This window comes from Sulfitobacter sp. S190 (assembly GCF_025141935.1).
In the GTDB taxonomy this organism is placed as follows: Bacteria; Pseudomonadota; Alphaproteobacteria; order Rhodobacterales; family Rhodobacteraceae; genus Sulfitobacter.
Genome location: NZ_CP081120.1, coordinates 3,105,412 through 3,120,686, shown reverse-complemented (window position 1 = coordinate 3,120,686; position 15,275 = coordinate 3,105,412). Strand labels below are relative to the sequence as shown.

Here is a 15,275-nt window from a genome sequence, read left to right as displayed (position 1 = left end):
CTGCACTGCCCCTTGGGATATGGAGGAGAAAGTCGGATGCGCAAGGTTTGGGGTCTGATTATGCTGTTGATGGCCACACCCGCCACAGCCGAGGAGATCGTGATCGCCGCATTGGGCGACAGCCTGACCCAAGGGTACGGGCTCCCTGCTGAACAGGGTCTGGTTCCGCAATTGCAGCGCTGGCTCGATGACAGGAATGCCGAGGTGACACTGATCAACGCAGGTGTGTCCGGTGATACGACTGCGGGTGGATTGGCGCGTGTGGGTTGGACCCTCACGCCACAGGTCGACGCAATGATCGTCGCGCTTGGCGGCAATGATCTGCTCCGCGGACTGCCGCCGGAGCAAGCCCGCGCCAATGTCGACGGCATTCTGCAAGCTGCCCAGACCGCCGATGTCGAGGTGCTTTTGGTGGGGATGGAGGCGCCCGGAAACTTCGGGGAAAGCTACAAGACTAGCTTCGATGCTCTCTACCCCGATCTGGCAGCCCAGTACGGCACGCTTTTGATGCGCAATTTCTTCGAGGGCCTGATTGCGGTTGCGGGCACTGATGCGCCTGCGCAATTGCGATCGTGGTTTCAGCCTGACGGGATCCACCCGAATGCAGAAGGTGTCGCACTAATCGTTGATGCACTTGGCCCGAAGGTCCTCGCGCTTGTGGCCGCAGCCCGCGATACCTGAGCCCGCAAATGCCCAAATCCTGTGCGTCCGAGCGGATAAAATCCGGCTCACCAAATTTTACCAGTTGATAAAAAAATTATCCTGTGCCAGCGTTTCTCAACCCAGACTTGCTAGGCAGAGGATGAAGAATGGCTGAGAAGGTATTTGAACCGGGCGTACAGGCAGGACGATTGGACGCACAAAGCTATGCAGATCATTTCTCCGACCTGCATCCGCCGCTCGACGCTCACGAAGCAGTCGTCGCTGCCGATAGATGCTACTTCTGCCACGATGCACCATGCATAACCGCATGCCCCACCGACATCGATATCCCGCTTTTCATTCGGCAAATTGCTACCGGTACACCGGACGCAGCGGCGAAGACGATCCTGAGCCAAAACATTCTGGGCGGTATGTGCGCGCGGGTCTGTCCAACAGAGCAGCTTTGTGAAGAAGTCTGTGTCCGCGAGGTGGCCGAGGGCAAGCCGGTCTTGATCGGCCAGTTGCAGCGCTACGCCACGGACCATCTGCAAGCCGAGGGCACACATCCCTTCACGCGGGCGGCTCCTACGGGCAAGACTGTTGCTGTTGTCGGAGCGGGACCTGCCGGTCTTTCCTGTGCGCACCGGCTGGCGATGCACGGCCATGCGGTCGTTGTCTATGATGCGCGCCAGAAGGCCGGTGGGCTGAACGAGTACGGCATCGCGGCATACAAGACACCGCATGATTTTGCCCAAGCCGAGGTTGACTGGTTGCTCAAGATCGGCGGGATCACCATCGAGACAGGCAAGGCGCTGGGCGAGCATATCACCTTGGACCAGTTGAAGGCGGATCACGATGCCGTTTTCCTTGGCATGGGGCTGGGCGGCGTCAATGGTTTGGGCGTGGAAGGTGCCGACAAGGACGGCGTGCTCGACGCGGTGGATTTCATTTCCGACCTGCGTCAGGCAGATGACCTGAAATCCGTGCCGGTGGGCCGCGATGTCGTGGTGATCGGCGGCGGGATGACGGCAATTGATGCAGCGGTACAGTCCAAGTTGCTGGGAGCGTTGAACGTGACCTTGGTGTATCGCCGTGGCCGCGACCGCATGAACGCAAGCGTGTTCGAGCAAGATCTTGCGGCATCGAAGGGCGTGCGGATTGTAACCCGTGCACAGCCGAAGGCCGTTCACGGCAATGGCGCAGTGCGCGAGATCGAATTCGACTACGTCGGTGAAGATATGGCTCCAACCGGCCAGACATTGCGTCTGGCAGCGGATCAGGTGCTTCGGGCCATCGGTCAGACACTGGAAGGCGATGATCTTCCCGCGCTCAAGCACCGAAAGATCAGGGTGGATGCACGGGGCCGTACAAGCGTTGACGGTGTGTGGGCAGGCGGTGATTGCGCATCGGGGGGAGATGACCTGACGGTGACGGCTGTTGCCGAAGGGCGCGATGCAGCCATGGACATTCATGCGGCGCTGGTCGCCGGCAATGCCTGAGCTTCCCGAAGCGGAAGCGGCGCGCCAACGGATAGAGCGGGGCGCGCTGAACCGCACAATCGAGGAAATCACTCTCGGGGAGGTCAGCCACATGGACCTGCCCGATGAAGATGACCGCGCGCGGCTGATCGGGACGCAATTCACCCGCACGCACAGGCATGGGAAATACATTTTTGCGGGGTCAAAAGACGGGCCTTGGCTACATATTCATCTGGGCATGGCCGGATCCATTCGTGTGCTTGATGCGTCGCAGGATCTGCCTGACTACGTCCGCTTCTCGGTCCACTTCGAGGGGGGTAGCGTGTTGCACTTTCGCGATCCGAGGAAGTTCGGGCATATTGAACTCATCGAAGATGTGGATGACTTCGTCTCTGAAAAGGGTCTCGGACCTGATGCACTGACAATCGGGGATAATGCGTTTTCGCAGTCTGTCGGCGCAACGAAGGGTGCCGTAAAATCTGCGCTGCTCAGCCAGAAAAAACTGGCGGGGGTGGGCAATCTCTGGGCGGACGAGGCGCTGTACCGCAGCGGCATCGCGCCGGATGCGCGGGCGGTCGACCTTTCGCCGGACCGTGTGCGTAACCTGCACAAGGCTGTTCTGGAAACGCTACAGGCCGTTGTGGACACGGGCGCAAGTTACGAAAAGCTGCCGCAGGAGTGGCTCATCCATCACCGCGAAGCAGGCGACGCCTGCACCATTTGTGACGGCACGATAGACAAGAAGACAGTAGGGGGCAGAACATCGTATTTTTGCCCGAACCACCAAAAGACCGCGTAGGGCGGCCACCACCGATTAGGGAGAGCTGACATGGCTGATCTGACAACCGAATTCTTGGGCATTTCTGCACCAAACCCGTTCTGGCTGGCCTCGGCGCCGCCAACGGACAAGGAATATAACGTCCGCCGCGCGTTTGAGGCGGGGTGGGGCGGTGTCGTCTGGAAAACGCTGGGTTCGGAGGGACCTCCGGTGGTGAACGTCAACGGGCCGCGATACGGCGTCATTCACGGTGCGGACAGGCGGGTTCTGGGGCTCAACAACATTGAATTGATTACCGACCGGGACCTGCAGACCAATCTTGACGAAATCAAAAGGGTCAAGGCGGATTACCCTGACCGTGCGATGATTGTGTCGATCATGGTGCCGTGTGAAGAGGAGGCGTGGAAAGATATTCTGCCGAAGGTCGAAGCCACCGGAGCGGACGGGATCGAGCTGAATTTCGGGTGCCCGCACGGCATGGCCGAGCGCGGAATGGGATCGGCTGTGGGTCAGGTGCCGGAATACATCGAGATGGTGACCCGCTGGTGCAAAAAATACTACTCCAAGCCGGTGATTGTGAAACTTACCCCCAACATCACCGATATTCGCAAACCGGCTGAGGCGGCCAAGCGTGGGGGTGCTGATGCGGTCAGCCTGATCAATACCATCAATTCCATCATATCCGTGGATCTGGACAATATGGCGCCGGAGCCGACGATTGACGGCAAGGGGACCCACGGCGGGTACTGCGGCCCGGCGGTCAAACCGATCGCGATGAATATGGTGGCCGAGATTGCCCGCGCGCCCGAAACGCACGGATTGCCGATTTCAGGCATCGGTGGCGTCACCACATGGCGCGATGCCGCAGAGTTCATGGCACTCGGGTGTGGCAACGTCCAAGTCTGCACTGCCGCGATGACGTACGGCTTCAAAGTCGTACAGGAAATGATCAGCGGCCTCAGCGAATGGATGGACGACAAAGGGTACACCTCCACGTCGGATTTCATCGGAATGGCCGTGCCCAATGTGACCGACTGGCAGTATCTCAATCTGAATTACGTCACGAAGGCCGCGATCAGCCAAGACGACTGCATTAAATGTGGTCGGTGTTACGCTGCGTGCGAAGACACGTCACATCAGGCGATTGCCATGTCCGAAGACCGCACATTTACCGTTAAGGACGATGAATGCGTCGCCTGCAATCTTTGCGTTGAGGTCTGTCCGGTCGACAATTGCATCACCATGGTGAGGGTCCAACCGGGACAGGTCGATGCCCGCACCGGCAATGTGGTCCCGGCCGAGTTTGGCGACTGGACAACGCATCCGAACAACCCTTCGGCCACAGCGGCGGAGTAGGCCGTTAGCGGTTTATTTCGGCGAAGTGTTTCAGGATAGGTGCCGTAGGCAGCGGATCCGGTGGTACATCGCGGTCGAAGCGTTTGAGTTCGGTCTGCGATGGCGTGGCAGATTCGTGCACCTTGGCACCGATGATCGATGCAGGCGTGGCGAGACTGGGTTGCCCGAGCGTATCGGCGATGCGCGAACGGATTGCCGCGGCTTTCTGCGACATGCTGTCATCACCGCCGTTCGTGCCGTAGCCAGACCGCGACGCGGATGCGTTGTTCAAGGCGGGCACGCTTTTTGTAAGGGGAAGTTCGGTTTGCCTGATGGTCGCCGTCTGCGCCTGCACGGCGATTGCCGGTGAGGTTGTGGAGGTCTGTATCATTTGCATCTGCGCACCTTCTCTTTCCAAAGAAAGCCCGCCACCCGAACATCACCTTAATCGCCAGAGTCCTAATGACCGGTTAAGAGGTGCTACCAACTGCTGACTTGGTTAACTCTTTGTAGGCGTCAGGAGTTGGCGGAACATCTGCTCGAGATGCGCAGCAGCGGCATCGTGCATGGCGCTGTCGGGCGTAAGCAACGTCCCGATCTGTGCTTCGAAGTCGGCGTAATGCTGGGTGGTCGACCATATCGAAAAGATCAGATGCGCAGGATCTACGGGCGCGAGACGCCCCTCCTTGATCCACGTAAGGATAACGGCGCATTTCTCATCGAACAACGGTTTGAGTTCACCGCGCAGATGCGGCCCCATGTGGGGGGCACCCTGAATGATTTCACCCGCAAACAGCTTGCTTTCTGACGGCATATCACGGGACATATCGAGCTTGCGCTGCACGTAATCCAGCAACTCTTCGACCGGATCGCCGCGTTTATTCAATTCGATCAGCGGATCGAGCCACGTCTCCATAAGCTGGCTGAGCAGGGTGACGTATATCTCCGATTTGCCTTCGAAGTAGTAAAGGACATTGGGTTTTGACAAGCCCGCACCCTTTGCAATCGCATCCAGCGTCGCGCCGCCGAACCCGTCTTTGGAAAAGACATCGAGTGCGGCATCGAGGATCAAGCGGCGATTGCGCATCTGAATGCGGCTGGGCTTGCGGGGTTTCTGGTCGGCCACGTCAATTTCCTTTGGCGAAGATGCCCGCAAATAAGGCAGGGTGCCCATGGCGGCGCATATCTTTTTAAAGCAGTTCTTGACAGAAACCAAACGAGCCGCAATCGTGAATTTACCAAACGGTAAAAATATTGGTCCGCACGCGGGCCTGCGCGGAGATAGGGAGCCAGCGGATGCCAGCACCGGGACAGAACCTCAAGATCAACCCCGACAGACTGTGGGACAGCTTGATGGAGATGGCCAAGATCGGGCCGGGCGTTGCGGGCGGAAACAATCGTCAAACCCTGACCGATGAAGATGCGGAAGGACGCGCCCTTTTCCAGCGGTGGTGCGAAGAGGCCGGATGCACAATGGGTCTCGACCAGATGGGCAACATGTTTGCCCGTCGCGAGGGAACGGACCCGGACGCATTGCCGGTTTATGTCGGATCACATCTCGATACCCAGCCCACGGGCGGTAAATACGACGGCGTGCTGGGCGTTTTGGGGGGGCTGGAAATTCTGCGCACAATGAATGATTTGGGCATCAAGACCAAACACCCCGTCGTCGTGACGAATTTCACCAATGAAGAAGGTACGCGGTATGCGCCGGCGATGCTTTCATCCGGGGTTTTTGCGGGTGTCCACAGCCAGGACTGGGCCTATGCGCGAGAAGACGCGGCAGGCAAAACTTTCGGCGACGAGCTTTCGCGCATAGGCTGGCGTGGGGAAGAAGAAGTCGGTGCCCGCAAAATGCACGCTTTTTTCGAGTTGCACATCGAACAGGGCCCGATCCTGGAGGCCGAGGGCAAGGATATTGGTGTGGTGACCCACGGTCAGGGGCTGTCCTGGACGCAAGTGACGGTAACCGGCAAGGATGCGCATACGGGGTCGACACCCATGCCGATGCGCCGGAATGCCGGGCTTGGCATGGCGCGGATACTGGAAAAAGTGGACGAAATCGCGTGGTCTCATAAACCTCATGCGGTCGGGGCCGCGGGGCATATCGATGTCTACCCGAATTCACGTAATGTGATTCCTGGCAAGGTGGTATTCACCGTTGATTTCCGGTCGCCCGAACTGAGCGTGATCGAGGACATGGAAGCCCGATTGCGTGTCGAGGGTCAGAAAATCGCCGACGATATGGGCCTCGACATTGCGTTCGAGAAGGTGGGCGGGTTCGACCCCGTGGCATTCGACGAAGGATGTGTGACAGCGGTACGCGCCGCGGCCGAGCGGTTGGGGTATTCACATATGAACCTGATTTCCGGCGCCGGGCACGATGCCTGCTGGATCAACCGTGTGGCCCCCACGGCGATGGTGATGTGTCCGTGCGTGGACGGGCTGAGCCATAATGAGGCAGAAGAGATCACCAAGGAATGGGCCATGGCGGGTGCTGACGTGTTGATGCATGCTGTGGTGGAGACGGCGCAGGTCGTGGGTTGATTTGAGTGCCGGGTCGGACCGGGGCCAGCCCCGGACCCCGGAGTATTTAGGGCCAAATGAGATGCAGGCTTCATCAAAGCCGCAACGCGGAGGGATGAGATGAGTAAGGTTATCAAAGGCGGAACGGTTTGCACTGCGGACCGCACGTGGAAGGCGGATGTGCTGATCGAGGGAGAGAAGATCGTTCGCATTGGCGAAGATCTGAGAGGCGACGACTACATCGATGCGGAAGGAGCCTATGTGATTCCCGGCGGGATTGATCCGCATACCCATCTCGAGATGCCTTTCATGGGGACAACAGCGGCCGAAACATTCGAGAGCGGCACATGGGCTGCCGCCTGTGGCGGAACCACCATGATTGTCGATTTCTGTCTGCCGGGCGCGGATGGGTCGATCAAGAACGCGATCAACGAGTGGCATCGCAAAAGCGCGCCGCAAATCTGCTCGGATGTGGGTTACCACATGGCGATCACCGGCTGGAACGAGGGTGTATTCAATGAAATGAAGGACGCCGTGGACATGGGCGTCAACTCCTTCAAGCACTTCATGGCTTACAAGGGTGCGTTGATGATCGAGGATGACGAAATGTTTGCCTCTTTCAAACGGTGTGCCGAATTGGGTGCGTTGCCGATGGTACATGCCGAGAACGGCGATCTGGTTGCCGAGCTACAGCAAAAGTACTTTGATCAGGGGATCTCCGGCCCCGAAGGGCACGCATACTCCCGTCCGCCCGAACTTGAGGGAGAAGCGGCAAACCGCGCCATTACAATTGCCGATACCGCGGGCGTGCCGCTGTATATCGTGCATGTGAGTTGTGAGCAGACCCACGAGGCGATCCGCCGTGCGCGCCAGAAAGGGATGCGGGTCTATGGAGAGCCGTTGATCCAGTTCCTGACGCTCGACGAGAGTGAGTACTTCAACAAGGATTGGGATCACGCGGCACGCCGGGTCATGTCGCCACCTTTCCGCAGCAAGGATCATCAAGACAGTCTTTGGGCGGGATTGCAGGCCGGAAGCCTGCAGGTTGTCGCGACTGATCACGCCGCTTTCAGCACCGAACAGAAACGCGCCGGACGCGATGATTTCCGCATCATTCCCAACGGGTCAAACGGGCTCGAGGAGCGTTTGTCGGTTCTCTGGACGGAGGGCGTTGAAACGGGTCGCCTTACGCCCAACGAATTCGTGGCGGCGACGTCGACAAATGTGGCGAAAATTCTCAATATCTACCCGCGCAAAGGGGCGATTGTCGAAGGGGCGGACGCCGATATCGTGGTGTGGGACCCCAAGATCACAAAGACAATATCGGCCTCGAACCACCATTCGGTTCTGGATTACAATGTTTTTGAAGGGTTCGAGGTGAAAGCCCAAAGCCGGTTCACGCTGAGCCGTGGCGAGGTCATCTGGGCCTGGGGGCAAAACAGCCAACCGTCCCCCGGCCGGGGCAAATTCATCCCGCGGCCAGCGTTCCCGTCTGCCAACGTTGCGTTGAGCAAGTGGAAGGAGCTGAGCGCGCCCAAGATGATCAAGCGCGACCCGCTGAACATTCCGGCCGGGATCTGAGCGAAGGGACCCGGTGCCAAGTGCAAGGAAGCAATACGTGAGCAACAGCGATAGCGTGATCAGCGCGCGCGATCTGGATTTGACGTTCCGGACGAATGACGGCCCGGTGCACGCGCTCAAAGGTGTGAATCTGGAGATCGGCAAGGGTGATTTCGTCAGCTTCATCGGGCCATCAGGCTGTGGAAAGACGACGTTTCTGCGGTGCATGGCCGATCTCGAGACCCCGACCGGCGGAGAGATCACCGTCAATGGTGTAAGCGCTGCAGAAGCGCGTCAGGCGCGGGCGTATGGCTATGTTTTTCAGGCGGCAGGCCTTTATCCGTGGCGCACGATCGGAGGCAATATCCGGCTCCCGCTCGAAATAATGGGTGTGCCCAAATCCGAACATGCCGAGCGTGTTGCGCGTGTCCTGGAACTGGTCGAGCTTGCAGGGTTTGAAAAGAAGTTTCCCTGGCAGTTGTCCGGGGGAATGCAGCAACGTGCGAGCATTGCGCGGGCGCTGTCGTTCAATGCGGATATTCTTCTGATGGACGAGCCATTCGGGGCTCTCGACGAAATTGTACGCGACCATCTGAACGAGCAGTTGCTGAAGCTGTGGGACCGCACTGGCAAGACCATCGCCTTTGTCACCCACTCCATCCCGGAGGCTGTTTATCTGAGTACCCGTATCGTTGTGATGTCCCCGCGACCGGGCCGCATTACCGATGTCATTGAAAGCCCGTTGCCCCGCGAACGCCCGCTCGATATCCGTGACACACCGGAGTTTCTGGAGATTGCCCACCGCGTGCGTGAAGGGCTGCGAGCGGGGCATTCAGATGACTGATGCCATGCGCACTATGAGGGTTAGCAGCTGATGCGGTCGCTCGTTCCTGTTCTGACAATAGTTGCCGGTATCATCGGTTTCTGGTTGCTCGCCGTGATCCCGATGAACATGCACCTTGTGGCGGATCAGGCGCAGCGTGACGGCGTGGAGGTCACACCGTCAACCCCGGCGGAAAGACAGGAATTGAGTGGCATCGCCCTGAGCTTTGCCAATCCGGACCTGATACCGGCGACTTACAGCTTCAAGCGACCAAGACTGCCCAGCCCTCAACAGGTTGCCGTCGAGATGTACGACACCATCATCGACAAGCGCATCACTTCTAAACGATCGTTAGTCTATCATGGATGGGTAACACTGGCGCCGACGTTGTTGGGGTTTGCGATCGGTACGGGGATGGGCGTTCTTCTCGCGGTCGGCATCGTCTACAGCCGCGTCATGGATCGGTCTGTCATGCCCTGGGCCATTGTGAGCCAGACCATTCCAATCCTTGCGCTGGCACCGATGATCATTGTGGTGCTGGGCTCCATGGGAGTGCAGGGGTTGTTTCCAAAATCAATCATTGCCGCGTATCTGTCCTTTTTTCCGGTCGTTGTCGGGATGGTCAAAGGCTTGCGCAGTCCTGATGCAATGCAGCTTGATCTTTTGCGGACCTACAACGCGTCAAAATCGCAGGGGTTCTGGTCCCTTCGGTTGCCCGCCTCGACGCCCTATCTGTTTGCATCGCTGAAAATCGGCATATCGGCGTCTTTGGTCGGCACCATTGTCGCGGAATTGCCCACGGGCGCACGCGCCGGTTTTGGTGCCCGAATGCTGGTAGGGGATCAATACGGGCAGCCGCTGGTAAGCTGGGCGGCCTTGTTTGCAGCAGCGCTCACCGCAGCCGGGCTGGTCGCGCTTTTCGGTCTGATTGAACGTTTCACCCTCAGGCGGATGGGGATGCAGGCGGCATGATGATGGTAATTGCAGCATTTATCGTCTGGGCGCTGGGCTGGTGGGTCAATGTCAGGCTGGCCAATGGTGCGGCAAGTGACAACACCGCGATTAAGATACTGATCCCTGCGATCTTCGGGTTGACGGTTCTGGTGGTGTGGGAATTGCTCGTGCGGGCGCTGGAGATCAACCCTGTCATCTTGCCCGCACCCTCGTCGGTCATAGAACGGCTTGCCACTGCGGGGCCCATCCTTTGGGCCGATTTCCGGCAGACGATCCTGAAGGGCGCGTTGAGTGGGTATGTCATCGGTGCTTTTGCGGCCTTCGGGGTCGCCGTGATCGCCGACAGGTCTGATTTTCTGACACGTGGCATACTGCCTGTGGGCAGCTTTATGGCGGCCCTTCCGATTGTTGGCACGGCACCGATCTTTGTGAAATGGCTGGGCAGCGACTGGGAATCTAAAGCTGCGGTGGTGGCTGTCATGGTATTTTTCCCGATCCTCGTGAACACGGTGGCCGGACTGAAAGACACAACGGGCATGCAGCGGGATCTGATGCGGACCTACGGGGCGGGATATTGGGGCAGTTTGTTCAAACTTCGTCTGCCCGCCGCCATGCCGTTCATCTTCAACGGGCTCAAGATCGGGACCACGCTTGCGCTGATTGGTGCGATCGTTGCCGAATTTTTCGGCTCTCCGACAGTGGGTATGGGATTTCGGATCTCCACCAGCTTCGGACAGCTTGCGCTTGACCTCGTATGGGCAGAAATTTTTGTGGCAGCCGTCGCGGGAAGCGCGTTTTATGGGCTCATGACATTGATCGAAAAACGGATCACCTTTTGGCATCCGTCACAACGATAACCACGATCCCGTAAAATCGGGACATTTAAACCAAAACCGACTTGGAGGTCGAACGATGATGAAAAAGATGATGATGGCAGCAGCCTGCGCCGCTGGAATGACCGGTGCGCCTGCCTTTGCGGACGGGCATGCGAACACCGTTACCCTGCAGCTTCAGTGGGTCACACAGGCGCAGTTTGCGGGCTACTACGTGGCGCTCGACAAAGGCTTCTACGAGGAAGAGGGTCTTGATGTGACCATTCTGGCGGGTGGTCCCGATATCGCGCCGCCGCAGGTTCTGGCAGGCGGGGGCGCCGATGCAATGCTGAACTGGATGCCTTCGGCGCTTGCCGCGCGTGAGAAAGGTCTGCCGGTCGTCAACATCGCGCAACCGTTCAAGACATCCGGTCTGATGCTGACCTGCTGGAAAGACACCGGCATCACCGGCCCGCAGGATTTTAAAGGCAAAACCATCGGTGTCTGGTTCTTTGGCAACGAATATCCCTTCCTGTCGTGGATGAGCCAAGAGGGCATTTCGACCGACGGTGGCGAAGATGGCGTGACTGTGCTCAAGCAGGGTTTCAACGTCGATCCGTTGCTGCAGCGTGAGGCAGATTGCATTTCGACGATGACCTACAATGAATACGGTCAGGTCTTGGATGCAGGCGTTAACCCTGACGAACTGATCACCTTCAAGTATGAAGAACAAGGCGTGGCCACGCTCGAAGATGGCATCTACGTGCTTGAGGATAACCTCTCCGACCCTGTGTTCGAGGATAAGATGGTCCGCTTTGTACGCGCTTCGATGAAGGGCTGGAAATATGCGGAAGAAAACGTCGAAGAAGCGGCGAGCATCGTCCTCGACAATGATGAAACAGGTGCCCAGTCGGAAGAAGCACAGGTGCGTATGATGAACGAGATCGCCAAGTTGACGGCCGGGTCCGACGGGGCGCTGGTCGAGGCTGATTTCCAGCGTACGGTCGACACGCTTCTTGCCGGTGGGTCTGATCCGGTCATCTCTGCGCAGCCCGAAGGCGCTTGGACACATGCCATCACTGACAAAGCGCTGAACTGAGTAAATTTTGCGTAATCCTGAAAGGGCCGACGCGTTACTGCGCCGGCCCTTTTGCATTTTACGAACCGTTGACCCGCGCGCGGGCGAGCTGCGCGTATCTGGACAGTCCGTTGCTGATGTAGGTCTCGATATCGTCCATCTGGCTTCTTACGAATAATCCGACGAACGTATTGTGGGGCAACACATTATAGGTCCATTCGAACCGCGTTCCGTCATCCGTGGGAACAAATCGTTGCTCGCCCACGATTTGCTCGACACCGCGACCCGTAGCGTTGGTGAAAAGAAAGATCTGATACTGGAAAAAATCCGGTTCATTCGCGGTAATCCGTTCGATCACGTAGTGACCATCCGCCAGTTCAACGCGCCGCACCGCGTCAGGCTCCGGCCACGTACCGGATAGGATTTCGGTCGCCACAGGCGTCGAGATTTTTCCCACCGGCTCGAACTGATCAATCAGATTTTCCGTCGCAAGAAAATCGCGCAGCTCCGGCACTGTCATGGGGAAATCCTCTTCCACATACGCGGTCAGGAAGCCGCTGGTTGCCAAGGGCGGTGGCGTGGTAGCCTCGGGAGGAGAACTTGGCGGGGCTGGCTGGCCACAAGCGGCGAGCAATCCGGCGAAGGAAAGAGCGATGAAAGATCTGAACATGTTTGATTCCCTGATTTTTGATACGTATGCCGTATCAAGTGGTGCGAGGTACGTACCAATTCAAGTGGTGGGTCTCAATGAATGACGATCCGCAGATCGATGCGCTTGCCGGTCACATCAACCTGATCATCCGCGGCTTTCTGGTTGCAGGTCGCGCGGGTGCGCCAGCAGAGGGAAAGCTGCCCTTCAATCCGCTATATTTCAACATGTTGCGTTTGTTGGGAGAGCGATCCGCGATGCGCCCGTCCCAGATCGCGGACATCCTGCATGTCCCGCGCACGACCGTATCTACGGCAGTCCGTGCGCTGAAGGGGCGGGGGCTGGTAGTCGTCGAAGCGGACGAGACAGACAAAAGAGCAATTGCCCTAGGCCTCAGCGAGGAAGGTGTGGAGGTTTTGAGTTCAATAATCCGGCAGGACAAACGCAACGCCGGTGCGATGTTGTCGGTTTTGTCCAAACCGGAACGTGACGCGTTCGTCAGCGCGATGGGGAAAGTCGCACATGCAGCGAGTGGCAAGGCGGACAGTTGAAAAGAAAAAGCCGATGCGCGGTGGCATCGGCTTTATGCGACTTACGCTCAGGCGTTCAGTCTTTTAGAGAACGGTCACTTTTGTTCCGACGGGCACACGCTCGTACAGGTCTTTGACGTGTTCATTCAGCATCCGGATGCAGCCGTTGGACACCGACCGCCCGATTGATTTCGGCGCTGTGGTGCCGTGGATGCGGAAATATGTATCCTTGCCATTCTGGAAGAGGTACAGCGCACGCGCGCCCAGAGGATTGTCCGGACCGCCCGGCTGCGCTTCGGTGTTGCCGATGAAGCGCGAATAGGCAGCGGGGTCACGCTCGATCATCTCGTCCGTCGGACGCCACGTCGGCCATTCTTTCTTCACCTGGATGACAGCCGATCCGGTGAATTCAAGACCTGCGCGGCCGACGCCCACACCGTACCGGCGGGCCTCGCCGGGGGCGGTCACGAAATAGAGGTAGTAGCTGCGTGGCAGGATCAGCAGCTCTCCGGGTTGGTAGTTCTTACGGATTCGCACCATCTGTGGCGTCGGATCAAATGCGATTGATTGGGCGGTGGCGACCTTTGGCAGAGCGGTGGCAGCGGCAGCGCCCGCGATAAATGTTCGGCGGAGCATTTTCAGTCCCTTTTGCAGCTAAATAAACCGGCATTAACTGTCCCACGATAGGGGGGTGGATCAAGCCCCCAAAGAAAAAAGGGAAGATCCGTTGCAGAATAGCCGGTCACAATGACGTGTGATCCCGTAAATGCCGGCAAGAAGCCGCGCAAACGATGCTGTTTTCGGGACATCTGTCGGTGCCGTTAAATGGGGTGGGAGCATTAACAAAGATGCGCGCCTCGCCCGCTCCTGTTTGCGCAGGCGATAGTATTTTGCGAACGATCTGATACCGATGTTTTCAAAGTCAAAACAGGAGACAGCATGAAGGTGACGGTGCACAAAACGGAATATGTCGGCCCTATGCCATACGGTGAAAGTTATTCTGCGTTCGGCGATCCGGCCTGCAAATTGGTGGTCGTATGAATACTGTGAACGATCTGTCGGCGTCGGGTCTTGGGGCAATCACGGTGTCCGGTCACGGCCTGCATGCATCAGTTCTACCGTTTGGCGCAACGCTACAGGATTTGCGGCTGGCGGGTATCGATCACCCTTTGATCCTTGCCCTGCCGCCGGATGCCTACAGGGAGTTTCCGATGATCTATGCAGGTGCAGTCGTCGGGCGTGTTGCGGGGCGTATTGCCGGCGGGTCCCTGCCGTGGGACGGCGGGACGCTTAATCTCCCGGTCAACGTGGGCGGACATCACCTGCACGGCGGGGCGGGCACCTTTGCCCATCGTGTGTGGACGGTCGAAGATCGCGCTTCTGACTTTGTAACCCTGCTTTACCAAAGCCCCGCCGGGGAAGAGGGGTACCCCGCTGCTGTGCAGGCACGTGCCACCTATCGCGTGTTGCCGGGTCCGGCCCTTGATCTCCAATTCGATGCCGTGGCCGATGCCGATACAATACTCAACATGTGCCATCACCCGTATTTCAATCTCGACGGCAGCGCGACAATCGACAATCACCAACTGCATGTTCCGTCCGCCGGAACCTATCTGCCTGCGACGAAGGATGCGGTACCCACAGGCGAAATCGCCGACGTGTCGTACACCCCGTTCGATTTCCGCAGCCCGCGCGCAGTTGGACCGCACTCTTTCGACAACAGCCTGTGCCTGAACCGCACAGCCGTGAGCCCTTTGCGCCATGTGGCGACCCTATCAGCGACCGGTGGTCCGACAATGACGATCGAAAGCACGCAGGCGGCGCTGCACATCTACGATGGCGAGGGCATACCGGAGGGGTTGCGCGATGTGACGGGCAGGCGGTTGGGCCCGCGAGCGGCGCTCGCTCTCGAAGCGCAAGGCTGGCCGGACGCGCCAAACAACCCGCATTTTCCGTCCATCACGTTGAAGGCGGGGCAACGGTACACGCAAACCGTCAGGTATGCGTTCGGTTAGAAGCGGCATTCCGGCTGTGGGCCCCCAATGTAGATACGGCACAACCACGCCGGAAAGGTGCCGCAATCTGACCAACATCATCGCCCAGATTATCG

Annotated in this window: 16 protein-coding genes; 12 read left to right on the top strand and 4 right to left on the bottom strand. The window is 58.4% G+C overall.

From position 1 onward, the window contains the following. Positions 1-36: 36 nt before the first annotated feature. The 4 genes from K3756_RS15520 to preA all read left to right on the top strand — a co-directional run bounded on the left by K3756_RS15520 (position 37) and on the right by preA (position 4,254). Positions 37-681 carry an arylesterase gene (locus tag K3756_RS15520; protein ID WP_259988951.1) on the top strand — a complete coding sequence of 215 codons (645 nt, stop codon included), beginning with the start codon at positions 37-39 and terminating at the stop codon, positions 679-681. 128 nt (positions 682-809) lie between these two features. Then, positions 810-2,141, top strand: coding sequence for an NAD(P)-dependent oxidoreductase (locus K3756_RS15515; protein WP_259988949.1), 1,332 nt, complete (start codon positions 810-812; stop codon positions 2,139-2,141). Continuing rightward, on the top strand, positions 2,134-2,919 hold the full coding sequence (locus tag K3756_RS15510) for an Fpg/Nei family DNA glycosylase (protein WP_259988947.1): 786 nt from the start codon (positions 2,134-2,136) through the stop codon (positions 2,917-2,919). The genes K3756_RS15515 and K3756_RS15510 overlap by 8 nt, the downstream gene beginning before the upstream one ends. 30 nt (positions 2,920-2,949) lie before the next feature. Next, on the top strand, positions 2,950-4,254 hold the full coding sequence (gene preA, locus K3756_RS15505) for an NAD-dependent dihydropyrimidine dehydrogenase subunit PreA (RefSeq protein WP_259988945.1): 1,305 nt from the start codon (positions 2,950-2,952) through the stop codon (positions 4,252-4,254). Between the two features lie 4 nt (positions 4,255-4,258). On the opposite strand, the gene K3756_RS15500 is transcribed toward preA, so the two are convergent. Beyond that, positions 4,259-4,630, bottom strand: a complete 372-nt coding sequence (locus K3756_RS15500; RefSeq protein ID WP_259988944.1) for a hypothetical protein — start codon at positions 4,628-4,630, stop codon at positions 4,259-4,261. A gap of 102 nt (positions 4,631-4,732) precedes the next feature. Then, positions 4,733-5,320, bottom strand: coding sequence for a TetR/AcrR family transcriptional regulator (locus K3756_RS15495; RefSeq protein WP_259993578.1), 588 nt, complete (start codon positions 5,318-5,320; stop codon positions 4,733-4,735). 209 nt (positions 5,321-5,529) lie between these two features. On the opposite strand from K3756_RS15495, the gene K3756_RS15490 reads away from it, so the two are divergent. From K3756_RS15490 to K3756_RS15465, 6 genes are all read left to right on the top strand, one after another. Beyond that, a complete protein-coding gene (locus K3756_RS15490; RefSeq protein WP_259988942.1) occupies positions 5,530-6,780 on the top strand; it encodes a Zn-dependent hydrolase in 1,251 nt (416 codons plus the stop codon). A gap of 99 nt (positions 6,781-6,879) precedes the next feature. Further along, positions 6,880-8,340: a dihydropyrimidinase gene (gene hydA, locus K3756_RS15485; RefSeq protein ID WP_259988940.1), complete on the top strand. Its 1,461-nt coding sequence runs from the start codon at positions 6,880-6,882 to the stop codon at positions 8,338-8,340. Positions 8,341-8,377: 37 nt separating this feature from the next. Further along, the gene (locus K3756_RS15480) at positions 8,378-9,163 is read left to right on the top strand and encodes an ABC transporter ATP-binding protein (RefSeq protein ID WP_259988939.1); all 786 of its coding nucleotides are present in this window, start codon (positions 8,378-8,380) and stop codon (positions 9,161-9,163) included. 30 nt (positions 9,164-9,193) lie between these two features. Next, the gene (locus tag K3756_RS15475) at positions 9,194-10,114 is read left to right on the top strand and encodes an ABC transporter permease (RefSeq protein WP_259988937.1); all 921 of its coding nucleotides are present in this window, start codon (positions 9,194-9,196) and stop codon (positions 10,112-10,114) included. Continuing rightward, positions 10,111-10,953 carry an ABC transporter permease gene (locus tag K3756_RS15470; RefSeq protein WP_259988936.1) on the top strand — a complete coding sequence of 281 codons (843 nt, stop codon included), beginning with the start codon at positions 10,111-10,113 and terminating at the stop codon, positions 10,951-10,953. Before K3756_RS15475 ends, K3756_RS15470 begins: the two co-directional genes overlap by 4 nt. 58 nt (positions 10,954-11,011) lie before the next feature. Next, positions 11,012-12,007, top strand: coding sequence for an ABC transporter substrate-binding protein (locus K3756_RS15465; RefSeq protein ID WP_259993576.1), 996 nt, complete (start codon positions 11,012-11,014; stop codon positions 12,005-12,007). 58 nt (positions 12,008-12,065) lie between these two features. Here K3756_RS15465 and K3756_RS15460 read toward each other — a convergent pair whose 3' ends face one another. Further along, entirely contained in the window at positions 12,066-12,656 is a 591-nt protein-coding gene (locus K3756_RS15460; protein WP_259988934.1) for an SRPBCC family protein, read from the bottom strand. 77 nt (positions 12,657-12,733) lie between these two features. Here K3756_RS15460 and K3756_RS15455 point away from each other — a divergent pair, with 77 nt between their 5' ends. After that, complete coding sequence (locus tag K3756_RS15455; RefSeq protein WP_259988932.1) at positions 12,734-13,186, top strand: MarR family winged helix-turn-helix transcriptional regulator; 453 nt, start codon at positions 12,734-12,736, stop codon at positions 13,184-13,186. Positions 13,187-13,249: 63 nt separating this feature from the next. Here the strand turns inward: K3756_RS15455 and K3756_RS15450 are convergent, their stop codons facing one another. Further along, entirely contained in the window at positions 13,250-13,801 is a 552-nt protein-coding gene (locus tag K3756_RS15450; protein ID WP_259988931.1) for a L,D-transpeptidase, read from the bottom strand. A gap of 401 nt (positions 13,802-14,202) precedes the next feature. Between K3756_RS15450 and K3756_RS15445 the strand changes: the two genes are divergently transcribed. After that, on the top strand, positions 14,203-15,180 hold the full coding sequence (locus tag K3756_RS15445; RefSeq protein WP_259988929.1) for an aldose epimerase family protein: 978 nt from the start codon (positions 14,203-14,205) through the stop codon (positions 15,178-15,180). Positions 15,181-15,275 lie beyond the last annotated feature (95 nt).

Coding starts and splice junctions, on each gene's coding strand:
- K3756_RS15520 (WP_259988951.1), top strand. CDS start 37: ATGCGCAAGGTTTGGGGTCTGATTATGCTGTTGATGGCCACACCCGCC.
- K3756_RS15515 (WP_259988949.1), top strand. CDS start 810: ATGGCTGAGAAGGTATTTGAACCGGGCGTACAGGCAGGACGATTGGAC.
- K3756_RS15510 (WP_259988947.1), top strand. CDS start 2,134: ATGCCTGAGCTTCCCGAAGCGGAAGCGGCGCGCCAACGGATAGAGCGG.
- preA (WP_259988945.1), top strand. CDS start 2,950: ATGGCTGATCTGACAACCGAATTCTTGGGCATTTCTGCACCAAACCCG.
- K3756_RS15500 (WP_259988944.1), bottom strand. CDS start 4,630: ATGCAAATGATACAGACCTCCACAACCTCACCGGCAATCGCCGTGCAG.
- K3756_RS15495 (WP_259993578.1), bottom strand. CDS start 5,320: ATGCGCAATCGCCGCTTGATCCTCGATGCCGCACTCGATGTCTTTTCC.
- K3756_RS15490 (WP_259988942.1), top strand. CDS start 5,530: ATGCCAGCACCGGGACAGAACCTCAAGATCAACCCCGACAGACTGTGG.
- hydA (WP_259988940.1), top strand. CDS start 6,880: ATGAGTAAGGTTATCAAAGGCGGAACGGTTTGCACTGCGGACCGCACG.
- K3756_RS15475 (WP_259988937.1), top strand. CDS start 9,194: ATGCGGTCGCTCGTTCCTGTTCTGACAATAGTTGCCGGTATCATCGGT.
- K3756_RS15470 (WP_259988936.1), top strand. CDS start 10,111: ATGATGATGGTAATTGCAGCATTTATCGTCTGGGCGCTGGGCTGGTGG.
- K3756_RS15465 (WP_259993576.1), top strand. CDS start 11,012: ATGAAAAAGATGATGATGGCAGCAGCCTGCGCCGCTGGAATGACCGGT.
- K3756_RS15460 (WP_259988934.1), bottom strand. CDS start 12,656: ATGTTCAGATCTTTCATCGCTCTTTCCTTCGCCGGATTGCTCGCCGCT.
- K3756_RS15455 (WP_259988932.1), top strand. CDS start 12,734: ATGAATGACGATCCGCAGATCGATGCGCTTGCCGGTCACATCAACCTG.
- K3756_RS15450 (WP_259988931.1), bottom strand. CDS start 13,801: ATGCTCCGCCGAACATTTATCGCGGGCGCTGCCGCTGCCACCGCTCTG.
- K3756_RS15445 (WP_259988929.1), top strand. CDS start 14,203: ATGAATACTGTGAACGATCTGTCGGCGTCGGGTCTTGGGGCAATCACG.